The sequence below is a fragment of the Microbacterium sp. MMO-35 genome, from assembly GCF_037147555.1.
Lineage (GTDB): Bacteria > Actinomycetota > Actinomycetes > Actinomycetales > Microbacteriaceae > Microbacterium.
The window spans coordinates 150,882-165,312 of the sequence record NZ_JBBCVH010000003.1 but is presented as its reverse complement, the minus strand read 5'-3'; the positions used below and the strand labels follow the sequence as shown (position 1 = coordinate 165,312).

Genomic DNA, 14,431 nt, shown 5'->3' with positions numbered 1-14,431 from the left:
CAGATGTGAATTGCGTCTGTCAGTATTGACAGACGCAATTCGGGCTTCTAAGCTCGAACCCATCACCACGCGAAGGAGCTGAGATGAGGGATCTCTCCACGATCGAGGAAGTCATCCTCTCGGTGCTGCGCGCCCAGGTCGCCCCCGCGGGTTCTCGCCTGATCTGCCGGGAGCTCGCAGACGAGGGCTTCGACACGAGCGAGTCGACCGTCAACCGGCTGCTCACCGGACTCGATTCGCGCGGATTCACGGAGTCGCTCGGACGCAAGGGCCGAATCCTGACGGGGGAGGGACGGCGTGTGAGCGATGTGCTGCAGCTCGACCGGCACCGCAGCGCCTACTTCGAGCGCGCCCTGCAGATGCACAGCATCGAGGACCTCATCGATCATCTGATCGCCCGACGCGGGATCGAGCGCGAAGCCGCCCGCGCGGCGGCGCTGCGCGCGACTCCCGAGGAGATCGTCCTCCTCGGCCAACTCGCAGAGCCGTCGGGGCCTGCGCTCCACGACCGCCTCGGCTTTCACCGTGCGGTCGGCGATGCCTCGCACAACAAGCAGATCCAGGCGATCGCGAACACCCTCTTCGTGGAGCGCCTCGACCCGCTCGAGAGCGTCACGCTCACGGTCGGACTCCGCCAGGGAGTGCTCTCCGAGTGGGAGAACGACCATCGCGTCATCGCGGCACGGATCGCGGAGCGCGATGCCGACGGCGCCGAACAGACGATGTTCGCGCACCTCGACGCCACCATCCGGGAGACCGAGGCCTTCGCGCGCAGCGGATGGGGCGACGTGCTCCTGCAGCAGCTGCGAAAAGACGCGGATCGCTCCGCCGCGCCGCTCCTTCCGCCCACCTGACCCCACGCCTCCACCGCATCGCCGGTATCGGGTCCTCGTCGACCCGGTGCTCACTCGGCATGCCCGCACGACCCGACCCGAACTCCACCCGCCCTACCTCCCAAGGAGAATGCAATGTCGCATCACACTGATTTCCGGACCGCTGTGGACCGCCGAGCCTTCCTCCGCCTCGGCGCGCTCGGCGCCGGAGCGATCGCGCTCGGATCCTCGGCTCTCGCGCTCACCGGCTGCGCACCGACCGGCGCGGCCGGCGGGAGCGGGTCCCTCACGCCCTTCACCACGAAGCTCGGCTGGATCCCCGACGTCGCCTACGCGGGCCTGTTCATCGCGAAGGACGAGGATCTGTTCACGAAGGCGGGTCTCGACGTCACGATCCAGCCCGGAGGCCCGAACTCGCCGGTGGTGCCCCTGGTCACGACCGGCAAGCTCGATGTCGGAATCGAGTCCATTCCGGAGAACGTCGCCTCGGCCATCAAGAACGGGGTGAAGCTCCGCATCGTCGGGGCGGGGCTGCGCAAGAGCCCGGAATGCTGGATCTCGCGCGCCGACAATCCCATCAAGACCCCGAAGGACATCGAGGGGAAGAAGCTGGGCTCGACCCTGAGCGGGCAGAACCTGATGATCGAGTTCATGAAGCGCAACGGCGTGGACACGAGCACCGTCACCTTCGTGCCGACGCAGTTCGACCCGGCGCCGCTCGCGGCGGGGGAGGTCGACGCCCTGCTCGGCTTCGTGTCCAACCAGCCGGTGGCACTGAAGAACAAGGGCATCGACACCTACGTCATGCCGACGGCCGACTTCGGTCTCAACCGCATGCAGCAGGTGTTCTTCGTCACCCAGGCCACCCTGGATGACAAGGAGAAGCGCGCCAGGGCGAAGGCGTTCCTGCTCGCCGCACGCGAGGGCACGCAGAAGATGCTGGACGACCACAAGGCGGCGGCGGAGCTCACCGTCAGGCTGTACGGGAAGGAGGTCGGCCTGAACGTCAAGGACCAGACCGCCAACCTCGACGCACTCGCTCCTTTCGTCGCAGGGGACGAGACCTCCGAACTGTTCCTCATGTCGGACAAGCTCATCGAGCAGACCATCGACAGTCTCTCGCTGATCGGTGTGAAGGCCGACAAGTCCCTGTTCACCAACGAGCTGCTCGAGTCCTGAACCTCAGCTCCCCCCGAGATCCACGGAGATCCCCATGCAGAGCGACATCGCCGAGCCCGGCCTGCGCATCGATGCCCTGAGCAAGACGTTCGAGACGAACGGCACGACCGTCCCCGCGCTCGAGGACTTCACTTACACGGCGCGCAAGGGCGAGTTCATCGGACTGCTGGGCCCGTCCGGCTGCGGCAAATCGACGGTGCTCCGCGTGCTCGCCGATCTCGAGGCGCCGACCTCCGGCACGGTCGAGGTGCACGGCACGAGCCCGCGCGAGCTGCGTCGTCGGCACCGCATCGGCGTCGGCTTCCAGGACGCGGGGCTTCTGCCCTGGCGCACGGTCGAGGCCAACGTCCGATTGCCGTTGGAGATCGCCGGCATCAAGGACGAGGGGACGGTGCAGGAGCTCATCGACCTCGTCGGGCTCTCGTCATTCCGCACGGCGCGCCCGGCGCAGCTCTCCGGCGGGATGCGGCAGCGGGTGTCGCTGGCGCGCAGCCTCGTCACCGATCCCGATCTGCTCCTGCTGGATGAGCCGTTCGGCGCTCTGGACGACCTGACGCGGCAGAACCTGAACTTCGAGCTGCAGCGGATCTGGTCCGAGCGCGGGACGACGACCGTGCTCGTCACGCATGGGATCGGGGAAGCCGTGCTGCTGTCGGACACCGTGATCCTGATGTCTCCGCGGCCGGGCGCGATCGTCGACGTCGTGACGATCGACCTGCCGCGACCCCGCACGGCGGCGATCCTGGAGGATCCGGAGTTCCATGCGCTCTGCGACCGGCTGTCGCGCAAGCTCTTCCACGCCGAGGGGGCAGGAAGATGACGACCGCGACCCGGGCGATCGATCTCGGAGTCCGCCGGCGCAGGAACGTCACCGTGCAGTCGATGGCCCCGCTGCTGTCGGTGCTCGTCCTGGTGGCGATCTGGCAGCTGGGGTCCCTGGTGACGCCCCTCGTGCCCGCCCCTCTCGCCGTGCTGCGGCAGATCGGCGCGGATGCGGCCTCGTATCCTGCGAACATCGCCCAGACGATGTCGACCGCAGGCCTCGGCTACCTGTGGGGCAACGGCATCGCGATCGTCCTCGCCCTGCTCACGCTGCCGTTTCCGCGCGTGCAGGCCGTCCTGGAGCGGGTGGCCGTCAGCGCGATCGCGCTCCCGCTCATCGCCGTGGCGCCGATCCTCGTGATCGTCTTCTCGGACAACATCCCCGGAATCATCCTGTCCGCGCAGGCCGTCGTGTTCACGACCCTGGTCTCGATGATCCTCGGGCTCGGGAACGTCGACCAGAGTGCGCTCGACCTGGTGCACGCGAGCGGTGGCTCGAGCTGGACCGCGATCCGGAAGGTCCGCCTCCCCGCCGCGATCCCGAGCCTCGTCGTCGGCCTGCAGATCGCCGCCCCGAGCGCCATCCTCGGCGCGATCATCGGCGAGTACATGGGCGGAAGCAAGGGGCTCGGCGTCGCCATGATCCAGGCTCAGGGCGCGTTCGACGTGCCGCGGGCCTGGGCGATCGCACTGGTGACCTCGGCGCTCGCCGCCATCGCCTTCCTCGCGATCCCGTGGATCGTGAAGGTCACGATGCCGTGGGTCGGTCACGCGAGCTCGACGATCAGCGCCCGCGCAGTCGTCCGCCGCGTCGCGCGTGCTCCCTGGCCGCTCGCGCTCGGCCGCGTCGTCCTCTCGGTCGTCGGAACCCTCGCCGTCGTGATCCTGCTCTGGTGGGGACTCTCGGCGGCCGTGCCCGGTGGGGAGTTGGTGGCCCGGGGTCCGCTGTCCGTCTTCCGGTACTTCACGGATCCGGCCTCGACGATCGTCAGCCAGAGCGGCACTCCGCAGAGCTCTTTCGACGCCCTCCTCGCCTCACTCGGGCAGACCGCGATGGACGCCGGCGTCGGCTTCCTCGTCGGCACCGCGCTGTCGATCCTGATGGCCGTCGTCGTGCACGAGTTCCGGACGGTGGAGGCGCTCATCATGCCCGTCTCGATCGTCCTCCGCTCGGTGCCCATCGTGGCGGCCATGCCGCTACTGGCGCTCATCTTCGGTCGCGGGATCCTCGCCGTCACCGTGCTCATCACGATGATGACGTTCTTCCCGACTCTGGTGAACCTTCTGCTCGCGATGCGCAGTGCGCCGAGCGGCGCCGTCGACCTGTTCTCGGTCGCGGGGGCCACCCGGGGGCAGCGGATCCGCAAGCTGCTCATCCCGTACGCCTTGCCGGCGCTGTTCGCGTCCATCAAGGTCGCGCTCCCGCTCTCCGTCGGTGCCGCCATGGTCGCCGAGTGGCTGGCCACCGGTACCGGGCTCGGCGCTTCGATGACGGTCGCGGCGACCATGTCGGACTACGACTTCGTGTGGGGCGGCGTCGCCGCGGTCCTGCTCATCTCGCTCTTCCTCTACCAGCTCGCCGGATACGCGGAGCGCAGGATCGCCGCGCGCCTGGCTTGACCGACCTCACCTCCTCCGAACGAAGAAAGCAGGTATCGCTGTGCCCACAATCCTCAAGAACGGCCGCATCGACGGGGCCGACGCCACCGATATCGTGATCGCCGACGGAGCGATCACGGATATCGTCCCGTCCGGATCCGCTGCCGTCGAGCCGGACGATGACGTGATCGATCTCGGAGGTCAGCTCGTCCTCCCCGGCTTCGTCGACGGGCACTCCCACGGCGACAAGAGCATGTGGGGCGAGCCCTGGGTCCGCCGGAACTCGGTGGACATCACGATGGACCAGATGTTCGAGGACACGCTGGAGCAGTGGAAGCTGCCCCAGTCGTCCATCAAGGAGCGGGCGCGCCGGTTCCTCCATAAGAGCATCGCCGCCGGATCCACGACCATCCGCGCCTACGCCGACGTCTTCCCGGGCCTCGACCTCCAGGGCGTCCACGCCCTGCTCGAGCTGAAGGAGGAGCTCGCGCCCTTCGCGGACATCCGCGTGGTCGCGTTCCCGCAGCTCGGGATCCTGCGCATGCCCGGAACGGAGGACCTGCTCGAGCAGGCCCTGAAGGACGGAGCGGACGGCATCGGCGGACTCGACCCCGCGGCGGTCGAGCGCGACGCCACTCAGGTGCTCGACATCGTCTTCGGGCTCGCCGACAAGTATCAGGTGGCCGCCGACTTCCACGCGCACGAGATCGGGGAGCTGGGAGTCTGGCTCGTCGAGCGGGTCGCGGAGCGGACCAGGGCGCTCGGAATGGGGGGCAGGGTCAGCATGTGCGATGTGTTCGCGCTCGCCGAGCCCAGCCCGGAGCAGTTCGGGCGGCTCAGCCACGCGTTCGCGGATGCGGGCATCGCGTTCTCGATCGGAGTGCACGGACTGCTCCCGGTGCCGGACGTCAAGGGCCTGCACGACGCCGGAGTGGCGATGTGCCTCGGCTCGGACTCCTCGCGCAGCCTGTGGTCGCCCTGGGGCGACGGCGACATCCTGTCGCGCGCGATGATGATGTCGTACAAGAGCTACTGGCGCACGGACGACGACCTCGAGCTCGCGGCACGCCTGGCGACCTCGCTCGGGCACCAGGCGCTGGGCTCGGCCGCGCGGCGCGTCGAGGTCGGCGAGGTCGCCGACCTCGTCGTGCTTCCCGGTGAGGCCGTCGCGGAGGTCGTGGTGCAGCCGGCGCCGCGCTCCCTGGTCCTGAAGAACGGCGCGGTCGCGGCCCGCGACGGCGCGCTGGTCTCCGTCGCAGGCTGAGCGACGAAGGCTCTCCGCGGGGCGCGGAGAGCGAGCCGGGGCCGCGGCGGGGTGCCGCGGCCCCGGACCCACGGCGGTCGGGCGGACCCGGCGCGACGCCTCCGCGGCCGGTTGTCAAGCCCCGTGGAAGTCCGCGGGATCCGGCCTACGGTCGGTCTCTACGGCATCCCGCTACGAACGGAGACACTCCTCATGGGCATCGGAACCGGCATCGTCCTCTTCGTCATCGGCGCGATCCTCGAGTTCGCGCTCAACGTCCAGGTCTCGTGGATCGACCTGCATCTCGTCGGCTACATCCTGATGATCGCCGGAGCGGTCGTGTTCCTGCTCAGCCTGATCCTGCTCATCACGCGGCGCAGCCGCCGCACCCCTCCGGCGAACGAAGAGGATCTGCTCTGAGGAGCGCCGCTCACAGCCCCCGGTGATCGGCCCAGCGAGTGCCGGCGCTCGTCGCGGCATCCAGGATCAGCGCGTCGATCTCGGGGGAGTGCCGCACGGGGAACGACACGTAGGCGCCGCGTCCGCCGGCGACCGGGCGTCCGTACGCCTTCGCCGCGAGCGTCCCGTCGGCAAGCAGGCGCACCGTCAGCGACTGCAGTTCGAACCGCTCGCCTCGGCGCTCGTCCTCCCACCGAAGCGCAAGAGGGATCGACACGTTCAGTGCGAGCGCTCCGATCTCGATGCCGTCGTCCATGAGCGCCGCTCAGGCGTTCCGGCGCTCGTGGTAGTAGGCGAGGAGCGCGCGGGTGGACGGATCCTGCGCCGCGATCGCATCCTGGTCGCCCTCGATGGCCGGGGCGATCTGCAGGGCGAGCTGCTTGCCGAGCTCGACGCCCCACTGGTCGAACGAGTTGATGCCCCAGATCGCGCCCTGGGTGAAGGTGATGTGCTCGTACAGCGCGATGAGCTGTCCGAGCACGGCCGGGGTGAGCGCGGGCGCGAAGATGGAGGTCGTGGGACGGTTGCCGGCGAAGGTGCGGGCGGCGACGAGCGCGCCCGTGGTGCCCTCGGCCTCGACCTCCGCCGCGGTCTTGCCGAACGCGAGCGCCTTGGTCTGGGCGAGGAAGTTCGCCAGGAACAGGGCATGCACGTCGCGTCCGTCGTCGGTGAGCGGATACGCCGGGTTGACGAACGCGATGAAGTCGGCCGGGATCAGCCGCGTGCCCTGGTGGATCAGCTGATAGAACGCGTGCTGGCCATTCGTGCCCGGCTCGCCCCAGAACACCTCGCCGGTGTCGGTGGTGACCGGAGAGCCGTCCCAGCGCACCGACTTGCCGTTGGACTCCATCGTCAGCTGCTGCAGGTACGCGGGGAAGCGGCTGAGCTGCTGCGCGTAAGGAAGCACCGCATGCGACTGGGCGTCGAAGAAGTTCACGTACCAGACGTTCAGCAGCCCCATGAGAACCGGCACGTTGCGATCGAGGGGGGTGGTGCGCACGTGCTCGTCGACGGCGTGGAAGCCCGCGAGCAGCTCACGGAACACGGCGGGACCGAAGGCGATCGCCAGGGACAGGCCGATCGCGCTGTCGACCGAGTAGCGTCCGCCGACCCAGTCCCAGAAGCCGAAGGCGTTCGTCGGGTCGATCCCGAACGTCGCGACCCGGTCGAGCGCCGTCGAGACGGCGACGAAGTGGTGTGCGACCGCAGTGCTGCGCGCCTCGTCCGTGGACACGTCGACGCCGGCCTTGGCGAGGCCCTCCCAGAGCCAGTCGCGGGCGAGCCGTGCGTTCGTCAGCGTCTCGAGCGTGGTGAACGTCTTCGAGGCGACGATGAACAGCGTCGTCTCCGGGTCGAGGTCCGCGGTCTTCTCCGCGATGTCGGTGGGGTCGATGTTCGACACGAAACGGGCCTGGATCCCGCCGCCGTAGGGCTTCAGCGCCTCATAGACCATGACCGGGCCGAGGTCGGATCCGCCGATGCCGATGTTCACGACGTGGGTCACGGCCTTGCCCGTCACACCGCGCCAGTCGCCCGAGCGCACCCGGTCGGCGAACGCGCTCATCGCGTCGAGCACCTCGTGCACGTCGCGGTCCACGTCCTGCCCGTCGACGACCAGAGCCGGGGACGCATCCGCGGGACGGCGGAGGGCCGTGTGCAGGACCGCGCGGTCCTCGGTCGTATTGATGTGCTCCCCGGCGAGCATGGCCGCGAAACGCTCGGCGACCCCGGTCTGCTCCGCGAGACGCACCAGGGCCTCGCGGACCTCCGCGGTGACCAGGTTCTTGGACAGGTCGACACGGAGGTCGGCCAGGCCGAAGGTCAGGCGCTCGACACGCTCCGGGTCATCGGCGAACCAGCCCCGCAGATCGGGGGAGAAGGACTCCCGCAACGCGGTGAGCTCGGTCCAGGCAGGGGTCGCGGTGGCGTCGATCGGGGAGGTCATGCCCCCACGCTAGCGCCGCGCGAGGGCGCGCGTGCGAAATGACCGCGCGCCGCGGGGCACGGGGCGGACCGGAGCCGCCGGGCTCCGATCCGCCCCGGCGATCTCAGGCCTGTGCGCTGCGGTCGGGCAGCTGCTGCAGCGTCCAGCGGTTGCCGTCGGGGTCGGCGAAGGTGACGAACCGGCCCCAGGACAGCTCGTCCACGCCGTCGGCCTCCACGCCGAGGCCGCGCAGGTGCGCCAGAGCCTCGTCGGCGTCGGGCACGACGACCTGGATCGTGTTCTGCTTGCCCGGCTCGAGGTCGATCCCGAGATTGGTGCCGAACGCGATCGAGCACGCCGAGCCCGGAGGGGTCATCTGCACGAAGCGGAGGCCGTCGAACGGCGTCTGGTCGTGGTCGGGGGTGAACCCGATCCGGGTGTAGAAGTCCTTCGCGCGGTCGACGTCCGTGACCGGCACGAAGATGAGCTCGATCTTCCAGTCCATGCTGCACACTCCTTCGGTGGGGAGAACCTCGGCGGATCCGCCGTCGGGCACGACGCTACGCCGGGGCACCGACATCGGCGCCCTCCCGGGGATCGCTCGCCGCCCGTGATGCTCACTCGATGGGCGGCGGCGGGGCCAGCCGCAGCACGTCACGATCGATCCGGGTCTGCAGCACCCGCAGTGTCGTGTCGCTGATGGCCTTCCCGTCGCGCATTCCGATCAGGACGGACCTCTTGTGCTCCAGTACGGCCAGACCGAGGGCGGCGTACTCGGGGTCGGCCGCCCAGAGCGAGGGGTCCGACCCGTCGCCCGCGCCGTCGATGCGCCGCAGGCGGTCCCGGTACTCGCCCATGAGCCTGTCGCGCACCGGGTCCGGTGCGCCCACCCGCAGAGCCAGGTCGTCCACGGCCTCCAGCGCGGCCAGCGTCGAGCGCCGCTGGGCGGTGGACAGCTCGTCGGCCATCGCGGTGTCCGGCTCGAAGCGCCCCCAGCGGATCGCCCAGGGCAGCAGCACGCCCTGCACGGTGAGGGTGAGCACGACGACCCCCGTCGCCACGAAGACGATCTGGTCGTGGCCCGGGATCCCCGACGGCACCGCGAGGGCGACCGCGAGCGACACCGCGCCGCGGAAGCCGGCGATCGTCGAGACCACCCTCGCACGGTGCGACATGCGGCGGCCGCGCTGCGACGGCCGCCGGTCGACGAGGCGGAGCAGCCACGCGGTGAGGACCTGGAACACGAACCGGATCAGCAGCAGCACGATCCAGGCGATCCCGCAGAAGAGCAGCAGGCCGGGGAGGGACGCGGCCGGCACGGCGCGCACGGCCGACTGGGCCTCGATCCCGATGAGCACGAAGAGGGCGCCGTTGAGGCTCCGCGTCGTGAGCGTCCAGAACGAGGTCATCTGCTGACGCGACTGGGCGGTGCCGGTGCGGGGCACGGTCTGACTGATCACGAGCCCGGCCACGACCACGGCGATGACGCCCGAGGCGTGCACCTGCTCCGCGGCGAGGAAGGCGGCGAACGGCAGGAGCACCATCGCCGCGTTCGCGGTGATCGCGTCCGGCAGCCTCTTCAGCACGAGGGTCCCCAGCAGCCCGGCGGCCAGTCCGATGGCGCCGCCGCCGAGGTATGCCAGCACGATCAGGCCCGTCACCTGCCATCCCGTGAGGGAGACGCCGCTCACCGCCACGCCGGCCGTGATGGTGAACATCACCAGGGCGGTGCCGTCGTTGACGAGGCTCTCCGCGCGCAGCTGGATCGCGTTGCGGTGCGGCAGCGCACGGGCGAGGCCGCCGACGGCGGTGGCGTCCGTCGGGGCGAGCGCCGCGCCGAGCACGAGCGCGGCCATCCAGCTCCAGCCCAGCGCGACGCCCGCGCCCGCGACGCCGTACGCGGTGGCGACGACGAGCAGCGTGCTGAGCAGCAGGATGACCCGCATGTCCCGGCGCACCTCGCGCAGCGGCGTGGTGAACGCCTCCCAGAACAGCAGCGCGGGCAGGAAGAGCACCAGCACGACCTCGGCCGGCAGATGGATCTCGCGCACCGCGGGCACGAAGCCGCTGAGCAGCCCGAGGAACAGGTGCAGCAGCGGCGCGGGGAGGCGCAGCCAGGGTGCGGCCCAGCTCCCGGCCACCACGAGCGTCCCGACGAGGACGACCACGCCCAGCGGATCGATCATCAGCGCCTCCCTCCGACGACGGATCCACTCTGGCGCAGCTGGATGACGGCGCTGTTACGGGCCGGGCGCGCGGACGTTTCGCGCGCTCAGCCCGTCGTCGTGCATGCGCTCAGCGGTCGTCGCGGAGAGCCTGGGTCGCCTGCCGGTGCGGGAGCACGGAGTGCATGCCGGTGTAGCCCCCGCGCTCGGCGGCGGCGGTGAGGATCCGGCGCCGTGCGGCGAACCACCCGACGATGAGCGCGGGGACGATGGCGACGAGCGAGAGCAGCACCCAGCGCCCGGTCTCGGTGAACCCCATCGTGACGAGCACGAAGAGCAGGAACGCGAGCGTGAGATATCCCGTGTAGGGCGCGCCGAACATGCGGAACGACGCGCGCTGCAGCACGCCCCTCTTCGTGAGCGCGTGCAGCCTCAGCTGGCAGAGGATGATGGTGGCCCAGCCGCCGATGATGCCGAGCGCCGACACCTCGAGCACGATCTCGAACGCCTGGGACGGCACGAGCGCGTTCAGCAGGACGCCCGCGAGCGTGATGACCGACGTGAGCAGGATGCCGCCGTAGGGCACGCCGTTGCGGCTCATCCGGGCGGTGAAGCGCGGCGCGGATCCGTTCACGGACATGGAGCGCAGGATGCGGCCGGTGGAGTACAGGCCGGCGTTGAGGCTGGAGAGGGCCGCCGTGAGGACGACGAAGTTCATCACGGATCCGGCGACGGCGCCGGTGTCGGCGCCCCCGAGGTGGGAGAAGAACGTGACGAAGGGCGATTCGCCGGCCTTGTAGGTGCTGAACGGCAGCAGCAGCGAGAGCAGCAGGATGGATCCGACGTAGAAGATCGCGATCCGGATGACGACCGTGTTGATCGCCCGGGGCATGACCTTCGCGGGTTCCGCGGTCTCGCCCGCCGCGGTGCCGATGAGCTCGATCGAGGCGTAGGCGAACACGACGCCGGAGATCGCGATCAACGGCGCGAAGAAGCCCATCGGGAACACGCCGCCGTGCTCCGCCAGGATCGAGAAGCCCGTCGGCCCGACGTCGGTCGGCGCCTGCATGATGAGGATCACGGTGCCGACGATGAGGAAGGCGACGAGGGCGGTGACCTTGATCATCGCGAACCAGAACTCCATCTCGCCGAAGAGCTTGACGCTGACCAGGTTGAGCGAGAGCACGACGACGAGTGCGATGAGCGCGATCGCCCACTGCGGGACGGCGCGGAGGGGTTCCCAGTACTGCGCCCAGAACTTCACGTAGAGGGCGGCCGCGGTCACGTCGACGATCGAGGTCATGGCCCAGTTCAGGAAGTACAGCCAGCCGCTGACGAAGGCCATCTTCTCGCCGTAGAACTCGCGGGCGTAGGAGACGAAGGATCCGGAGGAGGGGCGGTGCAGGACGAGCTCGCCGAGGGCGCGGAGGATGAGGAAGGCGAAGAAGCCGCAGACGGCGTAGACGAGGATGAGGGCGGGGCCGCTGGACGCGAGCCGGCCGCCGGCGCCCATGAACAGGCCGGTGCCGATGGCGCCGCCGATCGCGATCATCTGGATCTGGCGGGGCTTGAGGGCCTTGTGGTAGCCGGCGTCCTCCCGGGAGAAGTCCTCGACCGCCATCGTGCGGTCGCCGGTCAGCTCGCGCTCGTTCTCGAGGGCGTCCTCGGGATCCATGGCCGAGCCGGGGTTCTTGTCGCTCATGCGGTGCCTTTCCCTGGGGCCGCCCCGGGACGACAGCCGGTCTTGTGTGCATCGGAGATCTTGCCCGGGATCCTATGCGCAGGGCAACGAACGAACCGGCGGAGGGCGACAATGAGGCATGACCGAAACCAACCTCGTCGGCGACCGCATGTTCACGCGCGCGGAGGGGCTGGCCGCGGGCCGCGCGGTCCGGGAGCGCACGCCGCGCGCGGCACTGGCGAAGATCGAGACGTCGGGGCGGGATCCGCTGGGGATCCTCGACCGGCAGAACAGCACGCGGCAGCCGGATCTCATCGCCCTCCGCACCGAGCGCATGGCCGCGAACCCGTTCGCCTTCTACCGGGGGACGGCGGCCCTCATGGCTGCGGATCTGGCCCGGACGCCCCACACGGGGATCCTGGTGCCGTCCTGCGGGGATGCGCACATCGGCAACTTCGGGTTCTTCGCATCGCCGCAGCGCACCCTGATGTTCGACCTGAACGACTTCGACGAGGCCGCCTGGGCTCCGTGGGAATGGGATCTGAAGCGCCTCGTGGCGAGCGTCGTGATCGGCGCCCGCGAGACCAGGGGGCCGTCTGTCGCGGACGAGGCGGCCCGCCAGTGCGTCCTCGCGTATGCGAGGGCGCTGCGCGCGGGCGTCCGTGCGGATCCGCTGCAGCGCTACTTCGCGCATTTCGACGCGACCGCGACCAGGGACGGGATCGACGTCGACTCGAAGCGCGCCCTGCAGAAGGCGATTGCCTCGGCCGAGAAGAGGACGGGGGAGCGCGCCGCGCGCAAGCTCACCGTGCGCGGGGACGACGGGCATCTGCGCTTCATCGAGCAGCCCCCGGTCATGACGCACGCCGACCCCTGGATCCGTGAGCTCAGCGACACCGCCTTCGTGCAGTACGCGGCGACGGCCAACGTCGACATCCAGCTGCTGCTGCGGCAGTACCGGGTGCGCGACGTGGCGCGGCGCGTGGTCGGGGTGGGCAGCGTGGGAACCCGCTGCTACCTGGCGGTGCTCGGCACGGCGGACGCCGAGCCGCTGCTGCTGCAGGTGAAGGAGGCAGGGCGGAGCGTGCTGGTGGAGTACGGCGGGATCGTGCAGCCCGACGAGCTGCAGCGGCGCGTCGACGAGCGCGGCGAGGGGGCGCGGGTGGTCGGCATGCAGCGGGTGCTGCAGGCGTTCTCGGATCCCTTCCTCGGACACATCAAGGGCGCCCGCGACGACTACTACGTGCGCCAGTTCCACGACATGAAAGGCTCGATCGACACCGACGTCATCGAGGACGAGGGGTATCGCGAGTACGCGGTCGCCTGCGCGATCACGCTCGCCCGCGCCCATGCGCAGGCGCCGGCCGCGGCGCAGATCGCCGGGTACGCGGGCAAGGGGGCCCAGCTCGCCGATACGCTGGTGAGCTGGGCGGGCGCCTACGCCGACCTGGCCGCGGAGGACTACCGCGCGTTCACCGCGCGGGCCGCCGACGCGGCGCCCGATGCCGCACCGAGCACGGCGCAGGATGCTGCGCAGAAGGAGAGCAGATCATGAAGCAGGTGCGATTCGGATCCGGATCCGCCCCCGCCGTCGTCGCCGGGATGATGCGCATCGACGGCCGCACCGACGAGCAGATCCGGGAGCTCTACGACACCGCGCGCGCGAACGGCATCGACTTCTTCGATCACGCCGACATCTACGGCGGGGCCATGCACGTCTGCGAGGAGCGCTTCGGCGCCGCCCTGGGGCTGTCCGCCGCGGAGCGCGACGAGATCACGCTGCAGACCAAGTGCGGGATCGTGCCCGCGCAGGGGATGTTCGACTTCTCCTACGAGCACATCGTCCGGCAGGTCGAGGGATCCCTCGCCGCCCTGCGCACCGACCGGATCGACGTGCTGCTCCTGCACCGCCCGGACGCGCTCGTCGAGCCCGAGGAGGTCGCCCGCGCGTTCGACGAGCTGCACGCCTCCGGCAAGGTGCGCTCCTTCGGCGTCTCGAACCACACCCCGGGGCAGATCGCCCTGCTGAAGACCGCGGTGACGCAGCCGATCGTCGCGAACCAGCTGCAGCTGTCGATCACGCACGCGCCGATCATCTCCCAGCCCATCGCGGCGAACATGGCCGCGCTCGACCAGAGCGTGGTGCGGGACGGCGGCGGGATCGTGGAGTACTGCCGCATCGAGGGCATCACGATCCAGGCCTGGTCGCCGTATCAGGCGGGCTTCTTCACCGGTGTCTTCCTGGACAACCCGGCCTACCCCGAGCTGAACGCCGCGATCGACCGGATCGCCGCCGCGCACGGCGTGACCCCGACCGGCATCGCCACCGCGTGGATCACCCGGCACCCCGCCGGCATGCAGGTCGTGCTCGGCACCACGACGCCCGCGCGCGTGCAGGAGGCGGCGGACGGAGCCGACGTCGAGCTCAGCCGCGCGGAGTGGTACGAGCTGTTCCGGGCCGCGGGGCACACGCTGCCCTGACCGCCGTCCGGCGCGCAGCGGACGCAGGATCCCCGCTTCTCTGGC

13 protein-coding genes are annotated in these 14,431 nt (G+C 70.1%); 8 read left to right on the top strand and 5 right to left on the bottom strand.

What is annotated here, in order from left to right; translation table 11 throughout:
• The first annotated feature begins 83 nt into the window (after positions 1 to 83).
• From WFJ01_RS07625 to WFJ01_RS07600, 6 genes are all read left to right on the top strand, one after another.
• Entirely contained in the window at positions 84 to 854 is a 771-nt protein-coding gene (locus WFJ01_RS07625; RefSeq protein ID WP_336628709.1) for an FCD domain-containing protein, read from the top strand.
• Between the two features lie 114 nt (positions 855 to 968).
• Positions 969 to 2,012 (top strand): ABC transporter substrate-binding protein, encoded by a 1,044-nt coding sequence (locus tag WFJ01_RS07620; protein ID WP_336628708.1) that lies wholly within the window; start codon positions 969 to 971, stop codon positions 2,010 to 2,012.
• A gap of 34 nt (positions 2,013 to 2,046) precedes the next feature.
• The gene (locus WFJ01_RS07615) at positions 2,047 to 2,832 is read left to right on the top strand and encodes an ABC transporter ATP-binding protein (RefSeq protein WP_336628707.1); all 786 of its coding nucleotides are present in this window, start codon (positions 2,047 to 2,049) and stop codon (positions 2,830 to 2,832) included.
• A complete protein-coding gene (locus tag WFJ01_RS07610; protein WP_295033826.1) occupies positions 2,829 to 4,454 on the top strand; it encodes an ABC transporter permease in 1,626 nt (541 codons plus the stop codon). Before WFJ01_RS07615 ends, WFJ01_RS07610 begins: the two co-directional genes overlap by 4 nt.
• 40 nt (positions 4,455 to 4,494) lie before the next feature.
• Positions 4,495 to 5,697, top strand: coding sequence for an amidohydrolase family protein (locus WFJ01_RS07605; protein WP_336628706.1), 1,203 nt, complete (start codon positions 4,495 to 4,497; stop codon positions 5,695 to 5,697).
• A 192-nt stretch (positions 5,698 to 5,889) separates the two neighbouring features.
• Complete coding sequence (locus WFJ01_RS07600) at positions 5,890 to 6,096, top strand: DUF6458 family protein (RefSeq protein WP_442928040.1); 207 nt, start codon at positions 5,890 to 5,892, stop codon at positions 6,094 to 6,096.
• Positions 6,097 to 6,106: 10 nt separating this feature from the next.
• Here WFJ01_RS07600 and WFJ01_RS07595 read toward each other — a convergent pair whose 3' ends face one another.
• The 5 genes from WFJ01_RS07595 to WFJ01_RS07575 form a co-directional block, all read right to left on the bottom strand.
• Positions 6,107 to 6,391 carry a hypothetical protein gene (locus WFJ01_RS07595; protein ID WP_336628705.1) on the bottom strand — a complete coding sequence of 95 codons (285 nt, stop codon included), beginning with the start codon at positions 6,389 to 6,391 and terminating at the stop codon, positions 6,107 to 6,109.
• 9 nt (positions 6,392 to 6,400) lie between these two features.
• Positions 6,401 to 8,080, bottom strand: a complete 1,680-nt coding sequence (pgi, locus tag WFJ01_RS07590) for a glucose-6-phosphate isomerase (protein WP_336628704.1) — start codon at positions 8,078 to 8,080, stop codon at positions 6,401 to 6,403.
• A 103-nt stretch (positions 8,081 to 8,183) separates the two neighbouring features.
• Entirely contained in the window at positions 8,184 to 8,564 is a 381-nt protein-coding gene (locus tag WFJ01_RS07585) for a VOC family protein (protein WP_336628703.1), read from the bottom strand.
• Between the two features lie 112 nt (positions 8,565 to 8,676).
• Positions 8,677 to 10,245 carry a Na+/H+ antiporter gene (locus WFJ01_RS07580; RefSeq protein WP_336628702.1) on the bottom strand — a complete coding sequence of 523 codons (1,569 nt, stop codon included), beginning with the start codon at positions 10,243 to 10,245 and terminating at the stop codon, positions 8,677 to 8,679.
• A 109-nt stretch (positions 10,246 to 10,354) separates the two neighbouring features.
• On the bottom strand, positions 10,355 to 11,926 hold the full coding sequence (locus tag WFJ01_RS07575; RefSeq protein ID WP_442928039.1) for an amino acid permease: 1,572 nt from the start codon (positions 11,924 to 11,926) through the stop codon (positions 10,355 to 10,357).
• A gap of 118 nt (positions 11,927 to 12,044) precedes the next feature.
• Here WFJ01_RS07575 and WFJ01_RS07570 point away from each other — a divergent pair, with 118 nt between their 5' ends.
• Both WFJ01_RS07570 and WFJ01_RS07565 read left to right on the top strand, forming a co-directional pair.
• A complete protein-coding gene (locus WFJ01_RS07570) occupies positions 12,045 to 13,460 on the top strand; it encodes a DUF2252 domain-containing protein (protein ID WP_336628701.1) in 1,416 nt (471 codons plus the stop codon).
• Positions 13,457 to 14,386 (top strand): aldo/keto reductase, encoded by a 930-nt coding sequence (locus tag WFJ01_RS07565; RefSeq protein WP_251446667.1) that lies wholly within the window; start codon positions 13,457 to 13,459, stop codon positions 14,384 to 14,386. The genes WFJ01_RS07570 and WFJ01_RS07565 overlap by 4 nt, the downstream gene beginning before the upstream one ends.
• Positions 14,387 to 14,431: the final 45 nt, after the last annotated feature.